This is a genomic window from Moorena producens PAL-8-15-08-1, from assembly GCF_001767235.1.
GTDB lineage: Bacteria > Cyanobacteriota > Cyanobacteriia > Cyanobacteriales > Coleofasciculaceae > Moorena > Moorena producens_A.
In genome coordinates, this window is the sequence record NZ_CP017599.1 from 2,684,744 (window position 1) to 2,708,857 (window position 24,114).

General features: G+C 42.2%; 17 protein-coding genes and 1 pseudogene. 12 read left to right on the plus strand and 6 right to left on the minus strand.

The window, feature by feature from the left end:
• The first annotated feature begins 20 nt into the window (after positions 1 to 20).
• The 3 genes from BJP34_RS10185 (at position 21) to BJP34_RS10195 (ending at position 3,513) form a co-directional block, all read left to right on the plus strand.
• A complete protein-coding gene (locus BJP34_RS10185) occupies positions 21 to 1,271 on the plus strand; it encodes an RNA-guided endonuclease InsQ/TnpB family protein (RefSeq protein ID WP_070392250.1) in 1,251 nt (416 codons plus the stop codon).
• A gap of 39 nt (positions 1,272 to 1,310) precedes the next feature.
• Positions 1,311 to 1,832 (plus strand): esterase-like activity of phytase family protein, encoded by a 522-nt coding sequence (locus tag BJP34_RS10190; RefSeq protein ID WP_070392251.1) that lies wholly within the window; start codon positions 1,311 to 1,313, stop codon positions 1,830 to 1,832.
• 454 nt (positions 1,833 to 2,286) lie between these two features.
• Complete coding sequence (locus BJP34_RS10195) at positions 2,287 to 3,513, plus strand: esterase-like activity of phytase family protein (protein ID WP_267876608.1); 1,227 nt, start codon at positions 2,287 to 2,289, stop codon at positions 3,511 to 3,513.
• Here BJP34_RS10195 and BJP34_RS48635 read toward each other — a convergent pair.
• Positions 3,508 to 3,636, minus strand: a complete 129-nt coding sequence (locus tag BJP34_RS48635) for a hypothetical protein (RefSeq protein ID WP_267876528.1) — start codon at positions 3,634 to 3,636, stop codon at positions 3,508 to 3,510. The genes BJP34_RS10195 and BJP34_RS48635 overlap by 6 nt on opposite strands.
• Before the next feature lie 1,885 nt (positions 3,637 to 5,521).
• On the opposite strand from BJP34_RS48635, the gene BJP34_RS10200 reads away from it, so the two are divergent.
• Together BJP34_RS10200 and hpsE are read left to right on the plus strand one after the other, a co-directional pair.
• The gene (locus BJP34_RS10200) at positions 5,522 to 8,836 is read left to right on the plus strand and encodes a choice-of-anchor I family protein (RefSeq protein WP_070392252.1); all 3,315 of its coding nucleotides are present in this window, start codon (positions 5,522 to 5,524) and stop codon (positions 8,834 to 8,836) included.
• Between the two features lie 438 nt (positions 8,837 to 9,274).
• The gene (gene hpsE / locus BJP34_RS10205) at positions 9,275 to 10,219 is read left to right on the plus strand and encodes a hormogonium polysaccharide biosynthesis glycosyltransferase HpsE (protein WP_070392253.1); all 945 of its coding nucleotides are present in this window, start codon (positions 9,275 to 9,277) and stop codon (positions 10,217 to 10,219) included.
• A 249-nt stretch (positions 10,220 to 10,468) separates the two neighbouring features.
• Here the strand turns inward: hpsE and BJP34_RS10210 are convergent, their stop codons facing one another.
• Positions 10,469 to 11,041, minus strand: coding sequence for a helix-turn-helix transcriptional regulator (locus BJP34_RS10210; RefSeq protein ID WP_070392254.1), 573 nt, complete (start codon positions 11,039 to 11,041; stop codon positions 10,469 to 10,471).
• Positions 11,042 to 11,148: 107 nt separating this feature from the next.
• Here BJP34_RS10210 and BJP34_RS42880 point away from each other — a divergent pair, with 107 nt between their 5' ends.
• Positions 11,149 to 11,343 carry a hypothetical protein gene (locus BJP34_RS42880; protein WP_158517118.1) on the plus strand — a complete coding sequence of 65 codons (195 nt, stop codon included), beginning with the start codon at positions 11,149 to 11,151 and terminating at the stop codon, positions 11,341 to 11,343.
• Positions 11,344 to 11,766: 423 nt separating this feature from the next.
• Here the strand turns inward: BJP34_RS42880 and BJP34_RS10225 are convergent, their stop codons facing one another.
• From BJP34_RS10225 to BJP34_RS36510, 4 genes are all read right to left on the minus strand, one after another.
• Positions 11,767 to 14,241, minus strand: coding sequence for a CHAT domain-containing protein (locus tag BJP34_RS10225; protein WP_070396596.1), 2,475 nt, complete (start codon positions 14,239 to 14,241; stop codon positions 11,767 to 11,769).
• A 72-nt stretch (positions 14,242 to 14,313) separates the two neighbouring features.
• Positions 14,314 to 15,645, minus strand: coding sequence for a DUF1822 family protein (locus BJP34_RS10230; protein WP_070392257.1), 1,332 nt, complete (start codon positions 15,643 to 15,645; stop codon positions 14,314 to 14,316).
• The gene (locus BJP34_RS10235) at positions 15,638 to 17,251 is read right to left on the minus strand and encodes a hypothetical protein (RefSeq protein ID WP_149030891.1); all 1,614 of its coding nucleotides are present in this window, start codon (positions 17,249 to 17,251) and stop codon (positions 15,638 to 15,640) included. The genes BJP34_RS10230 and BJP34_RS10235 overlap by 8 nt, the downstream gene beginning before the upstream one ends.
• A gap of 370 nt (positions 17,252 to 17,621) precedes the next feature.
• On the minus strand, positions 17,622 to 17,762 hold the full coding sequence (locus BJP34_RS36510) for an AraC family transcriptional regulator (RefSeq protein ID WP_158517119.1): 141 nt from the start codon (positions 17,760 to 17,762) through the stop codon (positions 17,622 to 17,624).
• Positions 17,763 to 17,767: 5 nt separating this feature from the next.
• On the opposite strand from BJP34_RS36510, the gene BJP34_RS10240 reads away from it, so the two are divergent.
• From BJP34_RS10240 to BJP34_RS10260, 6 genes and pseudogenes are all read left to right on the plus strand, one after another.
• The gene (locus tag BJP34_RS10240; RefSeq protein WP_070392259.1) at positions 17,768 to 18,829 is read left to right on the plus strand and encodes a hypothetical protein; all 1,062 of its coding nucleotides are present in this window, start codon (positions 17,768 to 17,770) and stop codon (positions 18,827 to 18,829) included.
• A gap of 159 nt (positions 18,830 to 18,988) precedes the next feature.
• The gene (locus BJP34_RS39245) at positions 18,989 to 19,189 is read left to right on the plus strand and encodes a hypothetical protein (RefSeq protein ID WP_149030892.1); all 201 of its coding nucleotides are present in this window, start codon (positions 18,989 to 18,991) and stop codon (positions 19,187 to 19,189) included.
• Positions 19,190 to 19,191: 2 nt separating this feature from the next.
• A complete protein-coding gene (locus BJP34_RS10245) occupies positions 19,192 to 19,860 on the plus strand; it encodes a Uma2 family endonuclease (protein ID WP_070392260.1) in 669 nt (222 codons plus the stop codon).
• 418 nt (positions 19,861 to 20,278) lie between these two features.
• Positions 20,279 to 21,823: a class I adenylate-forming enzyme family protein gene (locus BJP34_RS10250; protein WP_070392261.1), complete on the plus strand. Its 1,545-nt coding sequence runs from the start codon at positions 20,279 to 20,281 to the stop codon at positions 21,821 to 21,823.
• Between the two features lie 240 nt (positions 21,824 to 22,063).
• Positions 22,064 to 22,765, plus strand: coding sequence for a hypothetical protein (locus tag BJP34_RS10255; protein WP_158517120.1), 702 nt, complete (start codon positions 22,064 to 22,066; stop codon positions 22,763 to 22,765).
• Between the two features lie 295 nt (positions 22,766 to 23,060).
• Positions 23,061 to 24,102 (plus strand): annotated as a pseudogene (locus tag BJP34_RS10260) (IS4 family transposase).
• The last annotated feature ends 12 nt before the right edge of the window (positions 24,103 to 24,114 follow it).

The window sequence follows — 24,114 nt, forward strand, 5'->3', positions numbered from 1 at the left end:
AGATAAGAGGACAAGCAAGGGTGAGAATTGCATATCAGTACCGGCTAAAGCCAACAAAAGATCAAAAAGAAAAAATAGATCATTGGCTCTCAATGCTTTGTGCTCAATATAATTATTTATTGGCTGAGCGATTTTCTTGGTATGAGCAAAATCGCTGCTCAATCAATGCTTGTCCTCTCGTTTGTCATATTGCAGAATTAAGAAACAATCCAGATTACTACTCTCAGAAAAAGACTTTACCAAATCTCAAAAAAACTCATCCCTGGTATAAAGAGATTCATTCTCAAGTACTACAGGATGTAGTAAAGAGAGTAAAACTAACTTTCGATCGGTTTATAAAAGGAGATAGTAACGGTAAACGAAGCGGAAGACCTAGGTTCAAAAAAAGGCACCGCTATCGTACTTTCACTTACCCTCAAATAAAAGAAGGGTGTCTAGAAGGGAATTTAATCAACCTTCCCAAAATAGGTAAGGTAAAGATTATATTACACCGCCCTATCCCTGTTCGCGAAGCGTCAGCTACCCCGAATGGCTTTAAGATAAAGACAGCTTCAATAACAAAAAAGTGTGATGGTTATTATCTGGTATTGTCTCTAGAAGATAAGACTGTTCCCGAGGTTAAGCCCGACATTAACCCTGAATCTATAATTGGGATTGATGTTGGCCTTAAAGAATTTTTGACCACTTCTGAAGGGGAAACAGTAAGCATTCCTCAATATTATCGACGGTCTCAGAAAAGGCTAAAAGTCATCCAGAAGAGAGTATCTCGACGAAAAAAAGGAGGAAAAAATAGACTCAAAGCTATCAAACAACTTGGAAAGCAGCACAAAAAAGTATCGGACAAGCGAAAAGACTTTCATTTTAAGACAGCAAAATATTTGCTGTCAAAATACGATGTAATTGCTCACGAAAAATTAAACGTAAAGGGACTTGTCTTATCCCGATTGGCTAAATCTGTATTGGACGCTGGGTGGTCTAGCTTCCTGACAATCCTGGCAAGCAAAGCCGCAAATGCTGGCTTGTTAGCGATTCCAGTAAGTGCTCAGAATACTTCACAGAATTGTTCCAGTTGTGGCAAAAAAGTCCCTAAAAAGCTGCACGTTCGGTGGCATGATTGTCCTCACTGCGGTTGCAGTTTGGACAGAGATCATAATGCAGCAATAAATATTAAAAATAGAGCGGAAGGGCAGTCCGTTCTTAAAGCCCAGCGCCTCCTAAGGGATACCCGGATTGGCTGGGAAGCCTACACTGAACCTGCAAGGTCAGTGTAGGAGCTGTCACTATATGTTGATGTTGAGGTAGAGCCGACAGTGGTAGATAGTAACTCCAAGGTTGTCACTGGTATTAACTTCCTTGGAGAGGTTAGTTTGAATACTGGATTGCAGTTTGAGAATACAGAAGTTGGTGGTATCTCTGGTTTAGCCTACGATCCTGCTAATGGTGTCTACTATGGTCTGTCTGATGACCGCAGCGAAAATGCTCCCGCTCGTTTCTATAGCATTCATATTGATTTAAGTGATGGTAGTCTAGACGACGGTGATGTCGGGTTTACAGGTGTCACTACTCTACGGAATGCTAGCGGTGAGGCTTTCCCAGAACGGGCTATTGATCCAGAAGGCATTGCCTTGACTAGTACTGGAACCTTGTTTATCTCCTCTGAAGGGGATGCTAACAATCTTCTTAATCCCTTCGTCAATGAATTCTCTCTAGCAGGACAAGAGTTCAATCAGCTGACGGTACCGGATAAGTTTTTACCTACCTCAGATGCAACAAAGGGCATTCTTGACACTCCCCGCCCTGGAAGGACGGGGATTCTTGCTTCAATGAGGTGACTTGTTTAACCAGGCCGGAGCCAGAAAAAATAGAGGTCTCCTCTCCACAAGCGTACTTGGTCTATGACCTAGGTTTCGGTGTGCCCCACCGTACCTAATATACTTAACAAGTTAGATAAACTTTTTCTTTATCTTATGTTTTCGTAGATATCAAAATCGTTAGATTTGATTATGCAATAAGCTGATATCTTAGCTTATTTTTTACATCATCTACTTATTTTAAGATCATGTTTATCTAGAGTATTAATTGTTTTATGTTATTTTTATAAACTAACACGCTTCGTGAAAACTGTCAAGTTTTAACTTAAAAAGAAAGCCGTCCTATAAGGATTTAAAGTTACCGTAAGAATAGTGGAGCCTTATTTAATAAGTTTTAACCTTTTTTTCATAGCCAGTCCCCTATAAAGGCTCCACTATTCTAAGGCGCGCGTCTCTAGGGGCGCGATTACCCAAAATTTTTGGTAACAATCGTGCCTTTGAAAGTCTGACCATTACTCCAGATGAGCGCTTCCTTTATACCGCAGTAGAGAATGCTCTGATTCAGGATGGCCCGGCTTCGACACTAGAAGATGAAAGCCCTGTTCGGATTTTACAGTACGATTTGCAAACTGGGGCACCGGCTCAAGAATTCCTCTACTTCACTGACACCATTCCCAATCAGCCTGACCCTCCTGGTAGTTTTGCTGACAATGGTTTAGTAGAATTACTAGCGCTAGATAATACTGGGACTTTACTAGCCCTAGAGCGATCCTTTGCAGTTGGTGTCGGTAATAATCTTAGGCTATATGAAGTCCGGCTGCAAGGCGCTACAGATATCAGTGATGTTGATAACCTATTGAGGGACCCCACTGACCCAGATAGTGGACTGTTAGAGGTTGAGCAAGTTGCTGAGAAACGGTTACTGTTGGATTTCGATGACTTAGGCATTCGTCTGGACAATAGTGAAGCGATCGCATTTGGTCCAACCTTATCTGATGGCAGACAATCCCTAATTGTTGCTAGCGATAACAATTTCAATGACAGCCAGATTACCCAATTCCTAGGATTTGGGTTAGACCTGGATACTATTCAATCCCCGACAGCAATAGTAGAAACCACTTCCGAGATTAACGGTACTCAAGGGGATGACCAGTTGATTGGAACTGTTGATGCTGATCTGATCAATGGCTTTGATGGAAATGATACCATTGCTGGGGGATTGGGTAATGATATCCTATTTGGTGGCAATGGCGATGATATCCTGCGCGGAGATAGCAATAGCAAGTCAGCAGGTGGTAAGGCTGGTGGTGATGATATTATCTACGGTGGTTCAGGAAGCGATCGCATTGGCGGGAAATCTGGTAATGACTTCCTCTATGGTGGCCGAGGAGATGATCAACTCTGGGGTGATGCTGGGGATGATTTATTAACTGGTGGTCTGGGTAATGATACTCTGACTGGAGATAACTTCTCTAATGGTAGTGGCAGTGATACCTTTGTCCTAGAGATTGGGGAAGGTACTGACACCATCACAGACTTCGAGCTGGGCACTGACTTCATTGGTTTAGGCAATGGTTTGGGCTTTGGTGAAGTGTCTATCACCTCCGATAGTAATAATTCTCTAATCAATGTTGGAGATGAAACCCTAGCAGTAGTGTTAGGAATAACAACCCTTGCTGAAAGGGATTTCGTTATCTTATAGCAATTCTAAAATTAGGGAGTAGGGAGTAGGGAGTAGGGAGTAGGGGAGATTTGTATTAAGGGTAATTATCGAGACATTATAATAATTACCTCTCCTGACCCCTAGTGGTAATTCAAAATTCAAACTTCAAACTTCAAAATAAATAAAATCCGTTCGCGCAGCGTGGCCTACGGCCTTAATTTGGCAATTTTTTAATTCTGGGTACAAGCCCCCCGGGTAATTAAAAATTAAAAATTAAAAATTAAAAATTAAAAATTAAAAATATAGAAGTGTCCGAATTATTTTGAATTAATAATTTTGAACTTTGAATTGGAGCGCGTTAAGCAGCGTGACCTACGGTAAGCGGGACTTGACTTACCTGTTCCCTGCTCCCTTATAAAACTAGTGACTGAATCATAGACAACGTGGAATAGCTAGAATTTATTTTTAAACAATCATCATAATAATAATTATAAATTTAAATTAATATGAATCAAATAGTCTGAATTTATCCTCCTAAATTTTAGAGGGTTTAATTGAAGGTTAATATCTTAGGATTAGGAGAGTGCATCTCAGTGTATTATGCAAAGCGCGAGTGCGGGAAACTTCCGGTTTCCTTGCTGCATCGTTTTCAGGTGCGACCCGTGGTGAATTTAATTCTTAATCGGGATTAGTAAGGGGAGAAGGTAGTGTGAAGAGCTTCGCCCCAGAGGGTAAGACACTACACCTACCCGATTGTGAATTCAAGGCTAAATCGGTAGCTACTCATGTAAATTTCAAGTAAACCTGAGGTAACAAACAGGCCAAATTCTGTAAGATTCTGTAAAGGTTACTAGAGCAGACTCTTTTATAGTATAGTTTTAGTTAAAACCAAAAAGCTATTGAGTCAAGTAACCTATGGCTCAAATAGTCTGACCGATAGGATCGACTTAGAGGTTAAAGCTACCCACATAGCTTTGGTCATTTATGAAAACGGTGCTTAGCCAGCGGGCATCTATAGCCCAGTTGCTTAGATCAAAGACAAATGATTTGGATTTAGTTTGCTAATCGGAGAGTATCAAATCTAAGACAGTAAAATTCAATAAACCCTTAAGTCGCTGTTGCTGAACTAGTGATTTCAATGACATCACCGATGCAGAGGTGCGACAATCACGCGAATTTAATTACGGGTCAAGCGCACCATTACGGTCTTGGGGGTTTCCCCCACTCGCGCTTTGCATCAAGACAGGAAAAGGGTAAAATCTACTTGATAATGAATCTAACATCGGCTTAGGTAGACTACCTTGACCTCCATACAAAGGTTATGGGTAACTAGATAAATAAAGTCCGTCTTGATGTGGCTGGATTATCAAGTTAAATCCTCATACCTAGATGGAGTCAAGGTAATAACTATGATCATGCTAGTCATCAGGCTAGTATCAGTGGGTAATTCCATTAGCTGTTTTTTTTTGAATTGGTTCAGACTCAATGGAAGGTTCATTGTTCCGTTCGCGAACGAAGATTAAATTGAGCAAATAGCTTAGCCGATAACCTTCACGCACAGCACAGATTGCTTAGTTTTATCTTGCTGTTATCTTGTTATTATCATGATTTGCGTTATTCAGCCATCGCCACACTATCTCAAGGTTAAGCGATGCAGCGCGGTCTTGGGGGTTCCCCCCATGAGCGACTGCATCAAGACAGGTTAATTGTTAACACTAGCTGTAGAGTAAAGACACAACCCCTCACTAAGTAGGTAGGTAGAAAATAAACGTAATAGGCTGACGTTTAACTGTTGATTGTAAACAGTTAAACTTAAGTAAATTTACTAAAAAAAAACGTTATAAGTAACGCTAATAAACTACCTATTAATTTTATGAAAATCCCTAATACTTAAGGGAGCATAAATCAGCTTAATTCTTTGGTATCAACGAAAATTTAGGCATTTTGCTAAGGGTTGTAAGTACATAATTATTGCTATAAAACTTTCAATAAGTTGATAGCTAATAACTGATATAGGTACTCGCCATCTACTACCTAGGAGAAATTTGTGGCAGATATATTAAATAAAATTGGCAGCTTTTCTAGTGAGATGGGGGCTGAAATTACCGCCTACGACCCCATATCTCAAGAGTTATTTGTAGTATCTGGTGGAACTGAGGTGCAAGTGCTAGACCTCAGTGATCCCACCAATCCAACTGAGGTAATACCACCCATTGATTTGGCTTCTTTGATACCTGACATTGATGGAGCAAATAGCGTAGCCTATAGCAATGGTTTACTGGCGCTAGCGTTAGAAGCTAGCACCTCTACTGATCCAGGTAAGGTAGCAATTATAGATATTGCTGCGTTTCGGAACAATCCAGCTGACCCCAATGCCCTGAAGGTAGTGCAAGCGGGGCCCCTACCCGATATGCTCACCTTTACCCCTGATGGCACCAAAATACTGGTTGCTAATGAAGGAGTAGCGGATGATGGCATTGATCCTGAAGGATCGATCAGTATTATTGATGTGTCGAGTGGGATAGCAACTCTAACCCAAGACAATGTCGCCACAGCAGACTTCAGCGCCTTCAATGGTCGTGAAGCGGAATTCCGGGCAAAGGGTGTACGTATTTTCCCAGACAAGACTGTTGCTCAGGATGTGGAACCAGAGTTCATTGCTGTCTCAAGCGATGGTACTACAGCCTTTGTCAACCTCCAGGAAAACAATGCCTTTGGGGTGGTAGACCTGGAGTCGGCTACAGTGGTTGATATCCTGCCTTTGGGTGTGAAAGACCACAGCCAAGGTCAGCCCAGCCTAGAGCTATTTGAGTTTAATGACTTGCCTGTACTTGGTACTACCGAAGGGGGTCAGGAGATTAAACTGGGCGGACTGTCTGGCTTATTCTACGAAGGGACAGATCCAGCAACTGGCAACTTGAAGTTTGTCACGGTTCCAGACCGGGGACCTCATGGCGAACCTACTGATGTGGATGGGGATGGGAGTAAAGAACGACCCTTTGCCTTACCAGATTACCAAGCTCGCGTGATCCGCTTTGAGTTAAATCCCAGCTCTGGGGAGATCGGCATTACCGAAACCATTTTCTTGACCCGTCAAGATAGCACCACACCAATCACAGGACTACCCAATATTGCAGGGGTGGATGAAGAACCAGTAGACTTATCTGGCAATTTGCTGCCCTTAGATGAGTTTGGTGCTGACCTGGAAGGGTTAGTAATCGCTGCTGATGGCACCTTCTGGATGGTGGATGAGTACCGTCCAGCTATCTACCACTTTGATACCAATGGTGTCTTGATTGACCGCTTTGTTGCCCAAGGAACAGCTGCCTTGGCTGGTGCAGTAGCGGGAACCTTTGGCACTGAGTCCTTACCTGAGGAGTACGCCAATCGCCGCCTTAACCGTGGCTTTGAGGCCGTAGCTCTGGATCGAGATCAGAATATCCTCTACGCCTTTATTCAAACTCCTTTACAGAATCCAGACCCTGCTACCTCTGATAGCTCGGATGTGATTCGCATTCTCGGAATTGATACTACCACAGGTAATGCTGTTGCCGAGTATGTTTACTTGCTCGAAGACCCTGCTTTACGTAGTGGGGGACGAGTAGATAAGATTGGTGATGCGGTATACGCTGAGGATGGGAAATTATTTGTCATTGAGCGAGATTCGGCAGTTGGTGATACAGCAAAGAAGTTTATCTTCCAAATAGACCTTACAAAAGCCACTAATTTGCTTGCTCCCGATGCGCCTACACTACCTACTGGCTCTACTCTGGAGCAGCTGAGTGCGGATGACCTAGATGCTCTTGGAATTCAGGCGGTCAATAAGATTAAAGTAACAAACCTGCCTTCCATTGGGTATCTCGCTGGTGATAAACCAGAAGGTCTAGCGCTACTGGATGATGGCAAACTGGCTGTACTCAATGACAATGACTTTGGAGTACTCGATCAGCAGATTCCGGTGGATGGCTCGGTTCCTCTGAACCCCAATCCAACTCCTGTGGTGTTAGGTCTGATCGACCTGGGTCAGAACAATGCCCTGGATGCCAGTAATAAAGATGATGCCATCAACATCCAAAATTGGCCGGTTTTCGGTCTATACCAACCAGATGCGATCGCATCCTTTGAGGCAAACGGTCAAACCTACTACGTCACTGCCAATGAAGGGGATATCAGGGATGAAGAGGAACGGATTGCAAACTTGACCCTCGACCCAGAGGCTTTTCCAGATGCTGAAACCCTACAACAAGAGTCTCAACTAGGTCGTTTGAGAGTATCTACCATTGATGGGGATTTGGATAATGATGGTGATTACGACCAGCTATTCTCCTACGGTGGGCGCTCCTTATCAATTTGGGATCAGTTTGGCAACCTAGTGTTTGATAGTGGTGATGACTTTGAACGAATTACAGCTCAGCAAGTTCCTGAACTATTTAATTCTAGCGGCACTCCTGATACTTTTGACGACCGCAGTGACAATCAAGGACCAGAACCGGAAGGAATTGTCACCGGGGTCATTAATGATCGCACTTACACTTTTATCGGCCTCGAACGAATAGGTGGCGTGATTGTCTACGATGTCACCAATCCCACGGCTCCTGAATTTGTCCAATATCTGCCCAATGATAATGGTGGCAATCCAGATGATCCAGTAGACCGTGAGCCTGAGGGGCTAACATTTATTCCTGTAGAAGACAGCCCCAATGGTGAACCCCTGCTGGTAGTGGCTCAAGAAGACAGTAAAACCATTACTGTCTTTTCAGTTAACCCCGGTCCGGGAACCCCATTAGATGATGAACTAGTTGGCACCGAAGCTGATGAGACAATCATTGCTGGAGCTGGAAATGATCTAGTTGCTGGTGGTAATGGTAATGATACTATCTTTGGGGGTAATGGAGATGATATATTACGAGGTGACTTCAACAGCCGTTCCTCTAACAATACCCTTGGAGGGGATGATGTAATTTACGGGGGTGCTGGAAGCGATCGCATTGGTGGAAAAGCCGGTCATGATTCCCTGTTTGGTCAGAAGGGTGATGATCAAATTTGGGGTGATGCTGGGGATGACCTACTGCGGGGTGGTCTTGGCAATGATACCCTATTTGGTGATAATGGCTCTGGTGGTGATGGTAGTGATACCTTCATCTTAGCCGCTGGTGAAGGAACTGATACAATTGTGGATTTCCAAGTCAGTGAAGACTTGATCGGTTTAGTAGACGGGTTAACCTTTGGTCAGTTATCTGTTACTCAGGAAGGCAACAACGCTGTGATTAGCTTCGGTGATGAAACCTTGGCAATCCTGAATCATGTCCAGGCTGAAACTCTGATCGATAATGCTGCTACGACTTTTGTATTGATTGCTTAAGGTAGAGCAGTTGAAGGTGTAAGGTTTAATGTTGAAGGTTTAATGTTGAAGGTTTAATGTTGAAGGTTTAATGTTGAAGGTTGTTCGCCCCGTATTCGGTGTAGGGTAGGTTGTCTGTCAGAATGCCGAATGTAGAATTCTATATTCTACATTCGGCGTTGCACAATAACGGGATGATGTACCTATTTACCGAAGTTTGAACTGTAGACTATAAGCCACTTTTAGTTATGTGCAAAAAATGGTATCATCCCAAAAATGTGCAACGCCCTAAATTCGCGCATTCTAAATTCTAAATTCTAAAATGTTGTTCGCCTTTGGCCTTCGGTGAAGGGTAGGTTGAAAGTTGAAAGTTTAATGTTGACGGTTGACAGGTTACTGTTAACCGTCAATTTTCCTTGAAAGGCTTAGTAATGTAGTGATTCTAGCGGTTGACTACCCATGATTGATTTCACAGTTGCTATCTGTACCTATAACGGCGAAACTCGTCTACCTCAGGTTTTAAAACGATTACTGTATCAAATTAAAACCGACCATTTTGCTTGGGAAATTCTGATTATTGACAATAACAGCACTGATAATACCAGCAAAATTGTTGAGGAGTATCAATCCCATCCAGGAGCTTATCCTATTCGATATTACTTTGAACCAAAACAGGGGATAGCATTTGCTCGACGCCGTGCTATCCAGGAGTCTAAAGGTGAGTATGTTGGTTTTTTAGATGATGATAATCTACCTACTTCTGATTGGGTTAGTGCTGCTTATAATTTTGGTCATTCCCATCCCCAAGCTGGGGCTTATGGTAGTCAAATTTATGGAAACTATGAAGTTAAACCACCGAAAAATTTTCAGCGAATTGCTTGTTTCCTCGCTATCATAGAACGAGGTCAAGAACCATTTTGTTATCAGCCTAGTCAAGGGGTATTTCCTGTCGGTGCGGGGTTAGTGATTCGTAAGCAAGCCTGGTTAAATAATGTGCCTGAACAGCCTTGGCTCAAGGGAGTGTGTGCGACATCCCTATCTGCTAAAGGAGAAGATATAGAAACTTTATCCTATATTCAAAAAGCCGGTTGGAAAATTTGGCATAACCCTCAAATGTGTATTGAGCATCAAATCCCAAAATGGCGTTTGGAAAAAGACTATTTATTGAAATTATTCCGAGGCGTGGGGTTAAGTCGGTATCCCACTCGCATGTTGCGCTTTCAACATTGGCAAAAGCCTTTCATGATTCTAGTTTACCTAATCAATGATTTGCGCAAGACTATGCTTCATCTGATTAGATATCGCCAACACCTCAAGACAGATTTAGTAGCAGCTTGCGAACTGGAACTTTTTGTGAATAGCTTGTTTAGTCCATTTTATCATTGGATTTTTGGTAATCAGTAATTAATTAATGAATAATAAGGCAAAATGCTGGCATGTATGAATAGGGAATAGGGAATAGGGAATAGGGAACAGGGGCAAGAGTGTGGGGAGAGGGGTTAGTGTGGGTACTGTGGGGAGAGCGAAGAAGTAGTTTTCGATAATTGGGTATAGTTACAAACATTTTTATTACCCTGACTCCCTACTCCCTACTCCCTACTCCCTACTCCCTACTCCCTACTCCCTACTCCCTTTGCTATATAAATAACTAATTTAATTTGCCTCTAAAAATTCCTGTTTCAATTGGTAAAACTTTATTTTAGCATAAATATTTTTCAAGTGCTTCTTAACCGTATTAAGAGTAATGCGCAATTCATCAGCAATCTCCTGATAGCTGTAATCAGCACGACGCAGTAACCAAACGTCTGCCTCACGAGGAGTCAGGTCATATTTATTAACCTCTGCGATCGCAAAACTCTCAGCATATTGATCGTGATTTTCTAGTGTTACTAAAATGCAGGGATTTTCAAAGGAGTCTAAGGTGAGCTTAACGGCTCGAATCCGAAAAGATGTTGAGGGCTCAGTAATAATTTCAGACTCGATAACTATGGGCTGATTTGGATATAACTCACAGCTGTCAAGCACAGCTTGGCAAACACGCCTGATTTCTTTGGGAACAAGGTTAGATTTTGACTTATCCACTGCTAGTTGAGCACAAAGAAGGCGACCATAGCAATTGCTATGAACTAACTCTCCCTGAGCGTTCAAAATCAAGACACCATCCATTAATCCTTCTACTACCCCTTGTAAGAGAACACCGTTAAACTGTATTGCCTGAGTATTCATCCTCTAGACCTATGTGAACGTTACGAATCTGCAACAGAGCAGGTCCCTACTACAGGTTCCTACTACAGGTTCCTACTACAATCCATAGGTGCAGGGGCTTTGAGCTTATGCAGTTAGCTATCCAGTTCTGGTATTACTTTTTCATTAGCAGTCAGCGGTCAGCGGTCAGTGGTCAGCGGTCAGTGGTCAGCGTTCAGTGGTCAGCGGTCAGTGGTCAGCCTTGTGGTACAGGCTTTGGCCTTGGCCAAAAGGCCACGCGGGGCGCGTTTGGCCACGCTGTGCGAACGACGCATCGGACCTAACCCATAAGCTGATAGCTGATAACTGATAGCTGATAGTTGATAGCTGATAACTGATAGCTGATAGCTGATAGCTGATAGCTGATAGCTGATAGCTGATAGCTGATAGCTGAATGCTTACATCAGCACTAGTGTCATTCATTGAAAATCTAGAAACTGAGTTAGAAAAGGGAGTATAAAAAGACTCAGAAGGATAATGACAATCATGAGTAACTTTAATGTCAATCTATCGTATTTATCAAATTCATTACCTGTTTCTTTAAAGATGTTTTGAACATTCGAATTATCTAAGGGCTTCTTCCACCATGGTCTCTTTTGTCTGTCTCCTGGACGTTTTTCTGTTTGAGTCATTTGCCATTTGCTATTAGTATTCGTAATTGGTCAGATTATCTTAGTCTTGTCATCGATATTATTCAAAACCACCTCCTACCTTAAATAAGGTTTTTGGAGAGCAAAACTATAGTAAAACCAAACTAGTATTGACGGTAAAAACCAAGGAATCAATAGTAATGCTGAGATATAAACCTGCAAGACAACTAATCCGTATAGTCCTGTTATACTACCTAATAGTAATACCTGTTGATGTCGCTGTTTTACCGGTTGTTTGTGCAAAATAATAGTAGTCGATTTTCCTAGGAATGCGGCTAGGAAAATTAGCCACTGATCAGGAATCAAAACTACCCGATGCTGCCGGATTATATGGTGAACCATATAAGCAAATACTTCTCCTCTAGTTAATACTTCGAGGCACTTCTGTAGATCCTGTTTTACAGGTTGATAGTAATGGCACCAATATTCAACAACTGACGGAAAGTAAAAGTCATCTTCGGTGTCATTGTATTCACCATTGGTGATGATAACAACTTGCTGCATTACATGCTGTTGGAGTTCTGGATTAGGCACAGGAAAATTGAGAAGTTCCTTAGCTGTGATAGATTTGTAGACTTGTCTAGGAGGAATAGAAAAGTCTATAATAGAAGCTAGTCCAAAGGGAGGAGCAGATTGATTGAAAGCAATCAGCCCTTTATTGTCAGTCTTTCTTTGCTTTAGATAATCACTGACTTGGGACTGAAAATCTACTGTACTGTTTAATGTTGGCTGGGGTAAACTATCTGCAGATGACTGGTGATTGAGCCGATAAGCTACTGCTAGCTGATAAGCAAACGGACATGACTCGATACAGGTGGGATTTAGAGGCTGTTCAATAGTCCAAGGATCAAAGTCTATGTACCCTTCTAAACTCCATTTGCGACTAGCGACTTTATCTTGTTCATCTGCTGCTAGCACAAACCAAGTGTTATGCTTTTCCACAGCAGAGCGAATCGCTTGATCTAGCTTTTCGTATCTAGGTTGGTAGATATGCCGATTGTAGTAAATGCCGATTACTTGAGCATTCAAGGCGTATAGGTGTCTTACCAACTTGGCTAAGTATTCGGAATCAATCAACTTACCTTGTGTGCTTTCTATTGCTTCATCAGCTTGATCTAGAGATTCCTGATCGATAGCAACTAACAAAACAGGCGCTAAGGTATTCTCTAGTACTTGATTCGTCAAATTACGATAGACAGCTTGTACTAACGCTCGGATGTCGAACAATAATTCGACTTGAATAGCTGGGATGACGCTCAGCAGTAAAACTGTTCCCAATGCGATCGCTTCTGGTCTTGTCGGTAACCACTGCTGTAGCATTTTCTTCCAATCAAACCGCTCAATGCGATAGGGAATTAAACCGGGAGGATTAAATAAAGAGGGAAGCAGATAGGCAGAGGGATAGGCAAATTTTTCTACGGATTGAAGATGTTGACAGGCTTCGAGTAGTGCATCGTAAACATCTCTATGGTCAGCTAGGGGCTTACAGAACTGCTGGAGAAAACTCTGAGCCACATCATTGCGAATGGGTTCCCGCATCACTATTACCTGTAACCCAAGTTTAATCAGAGAGTTAGCGATGCTCAGACCACTGCAGGAGTTGAAAATTGCCAGCTGCAATCTATGTTCCCTAGCTTGAGTTAATTGTTCTTCCAGTTCACTAATTGACAGGGATATATTCGGAGCGATCGCAAGTCTTCCTCCTGTGGTTGTGGTTTCATCGCTATGTCCAGCAAAGAACAGCACATCCCAGCCTTGTTGATCACAGATGGCATTAGCAATTTTGGTTTTGATATCGACATGGTTTTCATGAGGTTGCCAGGTTACTCGCTCGACCTCAGCAATAGATTTAAGCGATCGCACAGCTTTCCAATCTTCCTGCAACGGTAGTCTGGGATCATCTCCAAAGATAGCTAGAATACGGGTTTTTCTACCGTGTGCGTTCCCTAGGGCTTTGAAAAAGCGCGGGGTCGCACCGCAAGCTGTCAGGGGGTTAGTACCAGCAATGCCATAGGGGTTATCCATAGCGCTTCTGAAAATGCGAACCTTGCCAACGGGTGTGCCTTCAGCAGCAAGCTCCCAAGTTTCCCATGGTAACCGTTCGATTTCTATAGAGTCACAAGCTAGGAAAATATCAACACTGGGGTGAGTACCAATCCCCTTGCCATCTTTCGATATCAGTTGAGCCACACGAGTCAATTCGTCTCGAATCCGCTGTTGAATCTTACGAACCTCCCCTTCTCCTAACCAACGCTGGAAAGCATTGACAAACTCTCTTTCTGCCTCCATCAAATCATAACAGGGGTCACCTGAACCAGGATTAATTCTGCCACTATCTCCTATAGGTTTCACTGACGGTAATTCGTAAAACCTAGTGTAGCGCTGTCGCCACCGTTGATAATATCTTTGTATTTCCTTGGAATAGTTCATGCTGGCAGATAGCTGCCTTCTTCTGTCATCCCATAGCAGCAAAAAGAAACAAGACTTATCATCTTTTTTATACCAAATTTTAAGTTCAAATACAGTAGTCATTACCCAAAATAATCCTCCGATATTTTCATTAAATTTCCCTGTTTCCTTTTTAATCAATAACTTAAATGCTGTTTAACTAGGCTCGAATGCATAAGGATATAAGGTCTGTGGTGAGCTATCCGGTGGGATAATGGTCACAACAAATTTTTCATCTGAGCCTCCTTCCACACGGGCAAACAAAAATGGATCATCAAGCCCTGATACAGGCTCATGTATAATAGACCTTATATTGCTAACTTGTAGCTTAAATCCATCAGGTAAAGCAGTACCAAACTGGGTTCCTAAAATTAGTAGCAATGACCATTTTGGGGGAGGAAGTGGAGAGTCAATCGGCCAGGTTACGGCACATAGTCGTAAAGCAATTTCACCTAAGTCAATGTCCTGATAGGAGCGACCTGGTTCGGGAGGAATCTCCATTCCTTGATATCTAAGCTCGTTAATCACATTATCGAATTTATCAATTGACCGAAATACCGATGAATTCGCAGTCAGGGTTTCAGGCATGAAAAATCCTAAACCTTGGGCAAATTCGTCTAATTTTCCCTCCAACCATTGCTGTGTATTGATAGCCTTTTGAGTTAGGATGGTGAATACTTCTGTAATCCGAATAGAAAGGGAGGTTGTTCTCTGTGGAGTTAGTTGCCATTGATATAATAAATCCAGTAACTCAGGACTTTGGAGTATACTCAGCCCTTGCTCCCAGGTTAAGGTTTGCCAAAGAGTTTGCTCAGGATATTGTAGGCGATCTAATAATGTTTCTAATGTTTCCAAGTCAAGTTGATTAACAGATATAGGAATTGAAGTAGGGGAAGTTACTGGTAGCTTAATGGCAGCGGAATCCAAGTAACGTAAATAAAATAGTAGGTGATTTGGCTCAGGATTAAACAATGACAGAGGTAAACTATAGTTCCAATCAACTTCAGGATGTAACTTAAAAACTTGTCGATAATTAACCAGTTCGTCGTAACGGATAAAGCCTCGAATAATAGCAGTTTCTAGCTCTTCTTGCACTTCAATTACAACATAGAAATGAGCCGCAAATTCTGGTAAATCAATGGCGGCTATCGGTACAGTTACTACTTCATCAATTAAACTTTCATTGGTAATTAAACAAAGCTTAAATTCGCCTACTATAAGATTACATACCGCTTCAATCACATTAGCGTATTTAGGTTGTCGTAAAGAACAACAATTATCAGAAATCAAGATATTAGCTAACTTTTCTTCTAACCATTGTGTAAAACTAAGTAATGCTAGTCCATTCAGATAGGTTTGCCATTGGCGTGCTTCTGAGATGACTTGGTTACTCATTTGTACTGCTTGCTCAAACTGTTCGGATTCTAACCAAATACATTCTGGTTGCACAAGCCTCAGGTCGGTGGAATTAACAGAATAACTAGTCATGATTTTCCTGCTTCAGTGTCTCAAGGTAGCGGCATAGTCGCTGGGTATATAGGCTATTAGTAGAACGGTTTTTCCCTGTCATGATTTCTGCAGCTGCTTCTTGGAAGACTTCAGCATCCACGAAAGCTTCTAGGTGTTCCATCAGGTTTCTGAAATAGTCTGGATCCCTAGACATATTTGCCAGATTAAACTGATGTGCTGCATGGGAGATAATGTGGAAAAGTTTGTCTATTGTCCAAAACCGCACCCGATTGAGCAGATCCTTTGGATTTAGCACCCTGCTCACTTGGGACTGATTGGTCATTCCTAAAATAGAGGCAATCTCGGCTTGAGATTTACCATGACAGTAGATCAGTTCAAGACCTGATATAACCTTGGACGCAAAACGGGCGTAACTTCGACTGTGCTGTAGCTTGGTAATGTGCTCCGTTAGCCCTTGCTCTATCCCCAAATCCAAACAGGCTATGAGTTGCTGACCACAGAATTGCTGTAATTCTTGTCGTGCGATCGCATCTAAAGTGTTGGTGAAATTTTGGTCTGGTAACTCTCGGTCGCGTCCAGTATCCGAATCCGACACCTCTAGGGATTCCGATGGCGGAAATCCGCTGCGAATCCATATGTCATATCGCCTTAGCACTCTGGCCAGATGTTTGAGTTCATCCCTCAGCTGTGCTAGAGAGTTGACAATTACCGATTTTTCCTGCAAGAGGTGTCTCATTTCTTCAAGTTGAGACTGGGTGGGATCTGGACAACGTCTAGCTTTTTTTGTTGGCTGTTGGCGTCTGTCCCTACGGTAGACTGCATGAAAGGCTTCTAGGATTTTGCGATCGCGTGGCAAGAGTTGTTCCAATTGTGTCGGTCTAGCTCGATTGAGCAGCGCCCAGTCACTGAGAAAACAAAGTCCCCGCTCCGATAAAAACTCTTTAAGTTTGGGATGTTGTTTGGTTTGATAGTAGACCCAATCATCTAACCTAGACTTGGATGGGGAATTTAGGTTATATTTTCGTAATACTTCAACGGTAAAAAATTGGTAATCGGTTTTTTTGGTTTCCCTATCGCCATTCAGGATAAGTTGAGTTATACCATCCTGATCTAAGATGATTAGCACTTTTCCATCATCATCAAGCACAAATGGCAGCAAATCCCGATAGGTGAAGTGATGGCTAGCGCTATATAAACTAGCGAGTTTCTTGCAAGCTTTCAGGATTGGGTAAGAGACATAGCAACGAAGACAAAGTCCTGCTCTAGCACGACTTATGGGTGACCCAGACGCCTCAGGGTGAAACCAGGCGTATAGGGAGGTTTGAATGTCCCGATGCTGCTCCACCGACAAATGCGTTCCCGTAGCGTGACCTTGAGGTGCGACCGAAGGCCGGGGTCCCCGGCCTAGGAGGCGCGCACCTCTAGGGCTTTGCCCGACGCTGCCGCGAACGGAACATCGCGTTTCTGGAGCATCTAATTCTAGACACTTCTGTTGAAAAAACTCCCATGCCAGCGGTAGTAACAGTTTTTTGTAACCACACCCAACACTAGCAGGATCAAGTCTTAAAATTTCCCAATATCTCGATAGAGGCACCATCCTTACACTTTTGCTTAGCTGTGCCATATTGTGTCATACAAATCCTTAGGTTCGCAGTACCCAAACGGGTAATTTTTTCCAAAAGATGATATGGTAAAATAGCGCTTTTTTTGGCCACAAGATAAAGACAAAGTGTAAGCATTCAGCCGTGAGCTTTTGGCTCACGCGTGCGCGTTCAGCATTCAGCCGTCAGTCATTGGCCTTGGGCTGATAGCTGATAGCTGATACCTGACGCCAAAGTTGAGATCAAGTTCCATTAATTACTTATCAAATAGTCCCTGGATTTTTGGGTCAGGGTAATCCCTAATGGCTAATCATTATTGCTAGCCTGTACTAGTCTAATGAGGTACAAAAATAAATTTTTTTATACTCCCTCGGTGCGCTTTCCGTAGGCGAATTAAATTCGCCACGGGTCGCACCGCTCCCGACTCCCGACTCCCGACTCCCGACTCCCGACTCCCGACTCCCGACTCCCGACTCCCGACTCCCGACTCCCTAATCCCTGCTCCCTGTTTCCTAAAACCAAGAATAAAAGCACCTCACATGACCGATAAATTACCACCAATTTACTTCTACATTCCTCAGGGTTTATGGCCAGACACCATGCCCAAAAGTGCCGATGAGAACTGGAAAGGCTTTGGGATTGGTATCTATGCCTGGACCTTACAAACCTATCTGCGCCTGAAAGCCGATGGTTTCCCTTGCGAACTAGTAGCAGAATTGCCCAGAGAGGGGATTGTGCTGATCCACCGCAATTGTTTACGAGCTCACAATGACCAGCTCAAGCCAGGACCAAAGTTATTGCTGATTTGTATTAAAGCTGAACAAAGACCCTATCCCTATGCTCAACTCCATGTGGTACAAAATCCTCTGGAAACAATGCATCTGCGCAATAGTTACTACCTACCCCACTGGACTCAGCCAGGGTTAATTCAGCGCCATCCAGCACGATGCGATCGCTTTAAAACCATCGCCTTCTTTGGTCATGAAAATAATCTAGCGATAGAGTTAAAGCATCCCTCCTGGCAACAACAACTCCAGGCACTGGGGTTATCTTGGCAACCAGTAATCAATCGCAATCGTTGGCATGACTATAGTAACCTAGACAATCGCTGGCATGACTACAGTCAGATTGATGCTATTGTGGCTGTGCGTAGCTTTGAGGGCAACACAGCCTGCCTCCACCGCAATTACCTGAGCAAACCAGCTACCAAACTCTACAATGCTTGGCTAGCGGGGGTTCCTGCTATTCTCGGATCTGAAGTTGCTTATCAAGTAGAACGCTATAGCCCACTAGACTATCTGGAAGTGGCTACCCCTAGCGCGTTAATTTCAGCCCTTAAGCGGTTGAAAGAAGAGCCACATTTACGTAGCGCTATGGTTAAAAATGGTCGAATTCGTGCCAAAGCGATCACCACTTCAAGTACTACGAAGAAGTGGCGTTATTTCTTAGAAACTATTGCATTACCTGCCTATTATCGTTGGTGCAATCAATCTCATTGGTCTCAACAGATTACCTTGGGACAGGGTTATATTGGCTTTCAGGGAAATCGAGTTAAAGATAAACTAACAAGAGTTTTATTAGCTAGCAACAATTCCAGATAAAAGTCGATGGTAAATGGATTTTTGTAAATGGATTTGATATCCTTATGATATAGAATTTATCAATTTGTTGATGTACTTAGACCTGATATATTTGATAAATATTACAAAAATTTTCATTACTATGAGGTACAAATTTTTTTCCCTCTTACCTCTTCGCTTTTGTTACTTCCCTGCTCCCTGCTCCCTGCTCCCTGCTCCCTGCTCCCTACTCCCTGCTCCCTGCTCCCTGCTCCCTGCTCCCTGCTCCCTGCTCCCTGCTCCCTGCTCCCTGCTCCCTGCTCCCTAAAACCTAGTACGAAAGTACCTCACCCAATTGAAAACAGCTATACTAACCCAATAGTAATTATTAACCATTTCTAACTATGGTTCAAGCAGTATCCAAACTATTAACCTTTGACGAATTCTTAGAACAGTACCCAGAGGATGGAGGAAACTATGAACTTCGCCAGGGTAGAATTGTAGCTATGCGTCCCACCGGTTTACACGAACAAGTAGCAGCTCTCATTGCCAGAAAGATAGATGTTGAAATTGAGAGACTTTCACTACCCTACTTCATTCCTCGAACTTGTCTTGTCAAACCCTATCAACAAGGAGAAGGCTATTTACCAGATATCATTGTTTTGGATCAACAAACTGTTGCGGAAGACCCATACTGGGAAAAAGCGATGCAGCGCGGTCTTGGGGGTCCCCCCCATGAGCGACTGCATCAAGACAAATCAAGTATCTCAATCGGTAAATCAGCTAAGTTAATCGTGGAAGTCGTTAGTACAAACTGGCAAGATGACTATCTAACCAAACTGGCTGAATACGAAAAATTTGGCATTCCAGAATACTGGATTGTTGACTATAAAGCCTTGGGAGGAACCCGATACATTGGGTCTCCTAAAATTCCTACAGTTTGGATATACGAGTTAGCTGATAATGAATATAAAGAAGGCAAAACCTTTACAGGCTGTGATTCTATTGAATCACCAACTTTCCCAGAACTAAAACTGACTGTTGAGCAGCTGGTCAAGGCCGGAACATTATAATTTTGTAAGCATATGCGCTACGCGCAGGCTACGCCAACAGCCGTCAGCCGTGAGCTAAAAGCTCACGCTACTTGAGGTGCCGTCAGCCGTCAGCTAAAAGCTCACGCTATGGAACCGTCAGCTGATGTAACAGAGATTAAACCAATGCTTACTTGTTTGATTCAAAAGCACCTCAAGTAGCGCATTAGCTGATAGCTGATAGCACCTCAAGTAGCGTGCGCGTAGCGCATTAGCTGATAGCTGAAGGCTTACATAATTTTTCCCTCAGTAATGGATATAATTTTTATCTCAAGGATGGATATAATTTACTTAATCTTTATCAAAAATAACTAGTTTTATTCAGTTTCTTTATAAAAGATAACTAGTTTTTTGGCTAAAGTAATCCTGATATGTATTGCAGCCAAAAAAAAGCGCGATTATGCTTGAGTCACTCCCAAGCTCTACCAAGGCGCAGAAAAATGTTCTGACAGATGGGCAATTAACTTGTACCTACCAAGAACTTCCAGAGGTCTTTGAAGCTCTCCAGCAGTATTTTGACCAACGGGGAATTAGCATTACCGATTGCTTTGCCCTCGAATGTGATAATACTGTATCCAGTGCCCTAGTCCTGTTATATCTACTGGAGAGAGGTTACCGTTTTCTACTGTTACCCCAGGAAGTCAACCCACCCCAAGTGCTTGGCTCTAAGCAATCTCTGCCACGATTCTGCCGATACAAGATTAGGACTGGAAGCTTTACCGACAAGCCAAAAGCCCCTAATTTTAGATATCCTGAGCAGTTTGTGGATATTGTTGAAAACGAGGATTGGATTGGCGATGGCCCTTCGGCCACTGCCGAATGCGATCGCATTGGGATAAATCCCATTCAGGAAAATAATCCTAGTCGAAAACTATATATAAGGACATCGGGAAGTACAGGAAAACCCAAAATAGCAGTCCATTCCCATGATAAGCTACTCAGAAACGCACTCAACTGCTTGCAACGACTGGGTCTTAAACAGGATGACCGCATAGCGATTCCGGTACCAATTTATCATATGTATGGTTTGGGGGCGGCGTTTCTGCCAGGTGTGATGGCGGGAGCATCTATCGACTTACAGAAGAATTCCAACTTGCTCAAGTATATGCAGCGGGAACGAGACTTTAATCCCAATGTTGCCTTCATGACACCGATGTTTTGTGAAACATTGCTCAAGGGACGTAAGACTTCTAGGAAATACAACCTTACCGTAGTGGCAGGCGATCGCATCCGGGAAGACACATTTGTCAGATTTGAATCCCGTTTTGGTTCGTTGGTGAGCTTGTACGGTAGTACAGAAATGGGTGCGATGGCAGCGTCTAGTCCGGATCAGCCTCAGGAGGTGCGGCTTAAAACCGTAGGAAAACCGATGTCAGGAGTAAAAATTACTTTAGCAAAGGATAACACCGATGGTGTTAGCGAACTCTGGTGTCACCATGACTATGGTTTTGAAGGATATGTTGATCAAGAGGGGAAACCCATTAGCCAGGGTATTCAGACTCAGACTGATTGGTTTGGCACCAAGGACTTGGGTCGAATTTGGTCCGATGGTCACCTAGAAGTCATTGGCAGATGTGACTATAGCGTCAACCGAAATGGTCTTCTGGTGTTGTTGGCGGATGTGGAGAGAGGGATTGAAACCATTGAAGGAATAGATTCTGTGGTGGTGGTCTCTCAAGGAGAAAGTCAACGAGGTAAAGGAATTGTGGCTTATTGTGTTCTTGCTAAAGACAGCAATATTCCTGAACCAGATATCCGAGCTGCTTGTTTCGATATTTTGCCAAGGCATGGGATTCCGGATCAGATTTTTCTGGTAAATTCTTTTCCGAAGCTGCCCAATGGTAAGGTTGATCGACTCAAACTTATTGGTATGCATGACCAGGGCAAGGGTAAGCATATGCGCTACGCGCACGCTGCGCGAACAGCCGTCAGCGGTCAGCCGTGAGCTAAAAGCTCACGCGTGCGCGAACAGTTTGACGTAACTCAGCATTATTCGAATGGTTACCTGTTTTATTCAAAAGCTGATAGCTGATAACTGATAGCTGACGGGCAAGGATTGATTAAGAGTGAAATCAACCGAGTTTAAACATCAGGTTAAACAAAATATAGCGTTTCTCATAGCTATGAGGTACACAGGATTTTTTCCCTCTTCCCACTTCCCTTCCCCTCCTGGGAGGGGTTAGGGGTGGGTTCCTCTTACCTGCTCCCTGCTCCCTGCTCCCTGCTCCCTGCTCCCTGCTCCCTGCTCCCTGCTCCCTGCTCCCTAAAACCCAAGATTTTGTACTTCACCCAAATAATAATTGCTATAAATAATATGCCAAATTCAGTCCAAGTTGTCATGGGAGTTCCCGGTGTAGGAAAGTCTACTTATATTAAATCAATGATTACCAGAAAAATCTGTAAATATTCAAAAATTATACAAATTAAAGATGAATATTTAGATTTAAATGAAATTAGTATCGACGGAAAAAATCAAAACTATATTGTTCACTATAGTCTGTTAAGGGAGCATTTTTTTAACCTTAAAAGGGATATCAATAATGGCAGTAAATTTGATTTTTCATTAATCCATTTATTGCGGATGCATGAACAGCTAAATACTTATTTTCTAGTTGCTCCTTATTCTGAAATTAAAAAGCGAGTGTTACTGCGGGATAATATAGAGCCTTTAACTGGCAAGAAATTCGACAATAATTTAAAGCATAAACTATTGGCGACTCTTGGCAGCCTCGATTTACCTAAAGTGTATTCAAAGTATTTCGATTTATGGGAAAAACGTAAAATTAACTACAGCATAGTTAATACAACAAATTACAGCTATGAGCTAGTATCAACAAAGCAAGAAGCCATACAAATCATTAAAGAAACCGCCGATACTTTGTTATAGCGGTTATCATATGAATCAGAAACACCTATTTTGTAACTGTTAACTGTTCCCTATTCCCTGTTTGCTAAAATCCAAAAGGTACCTTACCTATGTGATAAATGTTATAGTGTTGTTATTATTTTTATAATAGTATGTCTCTAATAATATTAAGTTCCTAATTGTAGTGTCAGTAAATTTAAATTTTATTTATAGCAAGATTAAACCCAGAAATGTTGAATGATAGTTAAAAACCTAGACAAATAGCCTCTAATTTGATAAAATAGAGGCTAAATAAAAATATAATAATGTTAATTCGATGATATCAAATTTTCCACAAATCGTCAAAAAATACCTAGGAAAACTACCTACTGATGATTATCCAGTCCTCAATACTTTCCTATTTGTATCAACCTGGTTAGACTTTGTATTAGATTGGCCAAAAGGCCACGCTACGCGAACAGAGTCAAACTAGTATGAGGAGTTTATTCAAGCGTTTGAATGTACGTGGTATAGACGTAGACATATCGACTTTCTCTAAGGCGAGCAAAGTTAGAAATCCAATGGTGTTTTATAATTTGTTCATTGACTTAAGAAAAAGTCTGAATAAAAACCAAAAAATAGGCAAAAATAAATTAGCATTATTTCCTATAGATTCAACAATAGTGACCTTAACTAGTAAGCTGTTATGGAGTCAAGGTTTTCATCAAGTTAAACTATTCAGTGGTTTAAATTTGTTAACAGCAGAACCAGGAGGAATAATGATTCATTTTGGTCAAGGTCACGATAGTAAATATGGCGATAGCACAATAGAATCAACTCCAGATAAAGGAGTCAGCGTAATGGATAGAGGATTTTCGAGTCTGGCTAGAATCCAAAATCTAAAAACCAAAGAAAATCGTTATTTTGTCTTAAGAATTAATAACAATTTTAAGCTAGAAATGTTGGAGGATGGCCAGTACATAATTGGAACAGGTAAAGATCAAGTAAAAGTGAGATTAGTAAACTTTTGTGACCTCGAAACTAAAACTGAATTTAGACTAGTGACTAACCTACCAGAAACAGGTGAAGCAGGAAGAAGTAATGAAGAGATTGCAGATTTTTATCGTTTGCGGTGGCAAATAGAGTTGTTCTGGAAGTTTTTGAAAATGCATCTGAAACTCGAAAGATTAATAACCAAAAATATTAATGGTATTGAAATACAAATATATAGCTGTCTGATCGCTTACCTGTTATTACAATTGGTTAATATTCCTCATGAATTTGGAAGTAAATTATTAGATAAGCTTCGATATTTACAAGCTTTTATGTGTGAAAATATTAGCTATGTACATTGGTTTGATAAGATGGTGTTCTCGTGAAGCTATCTGGTG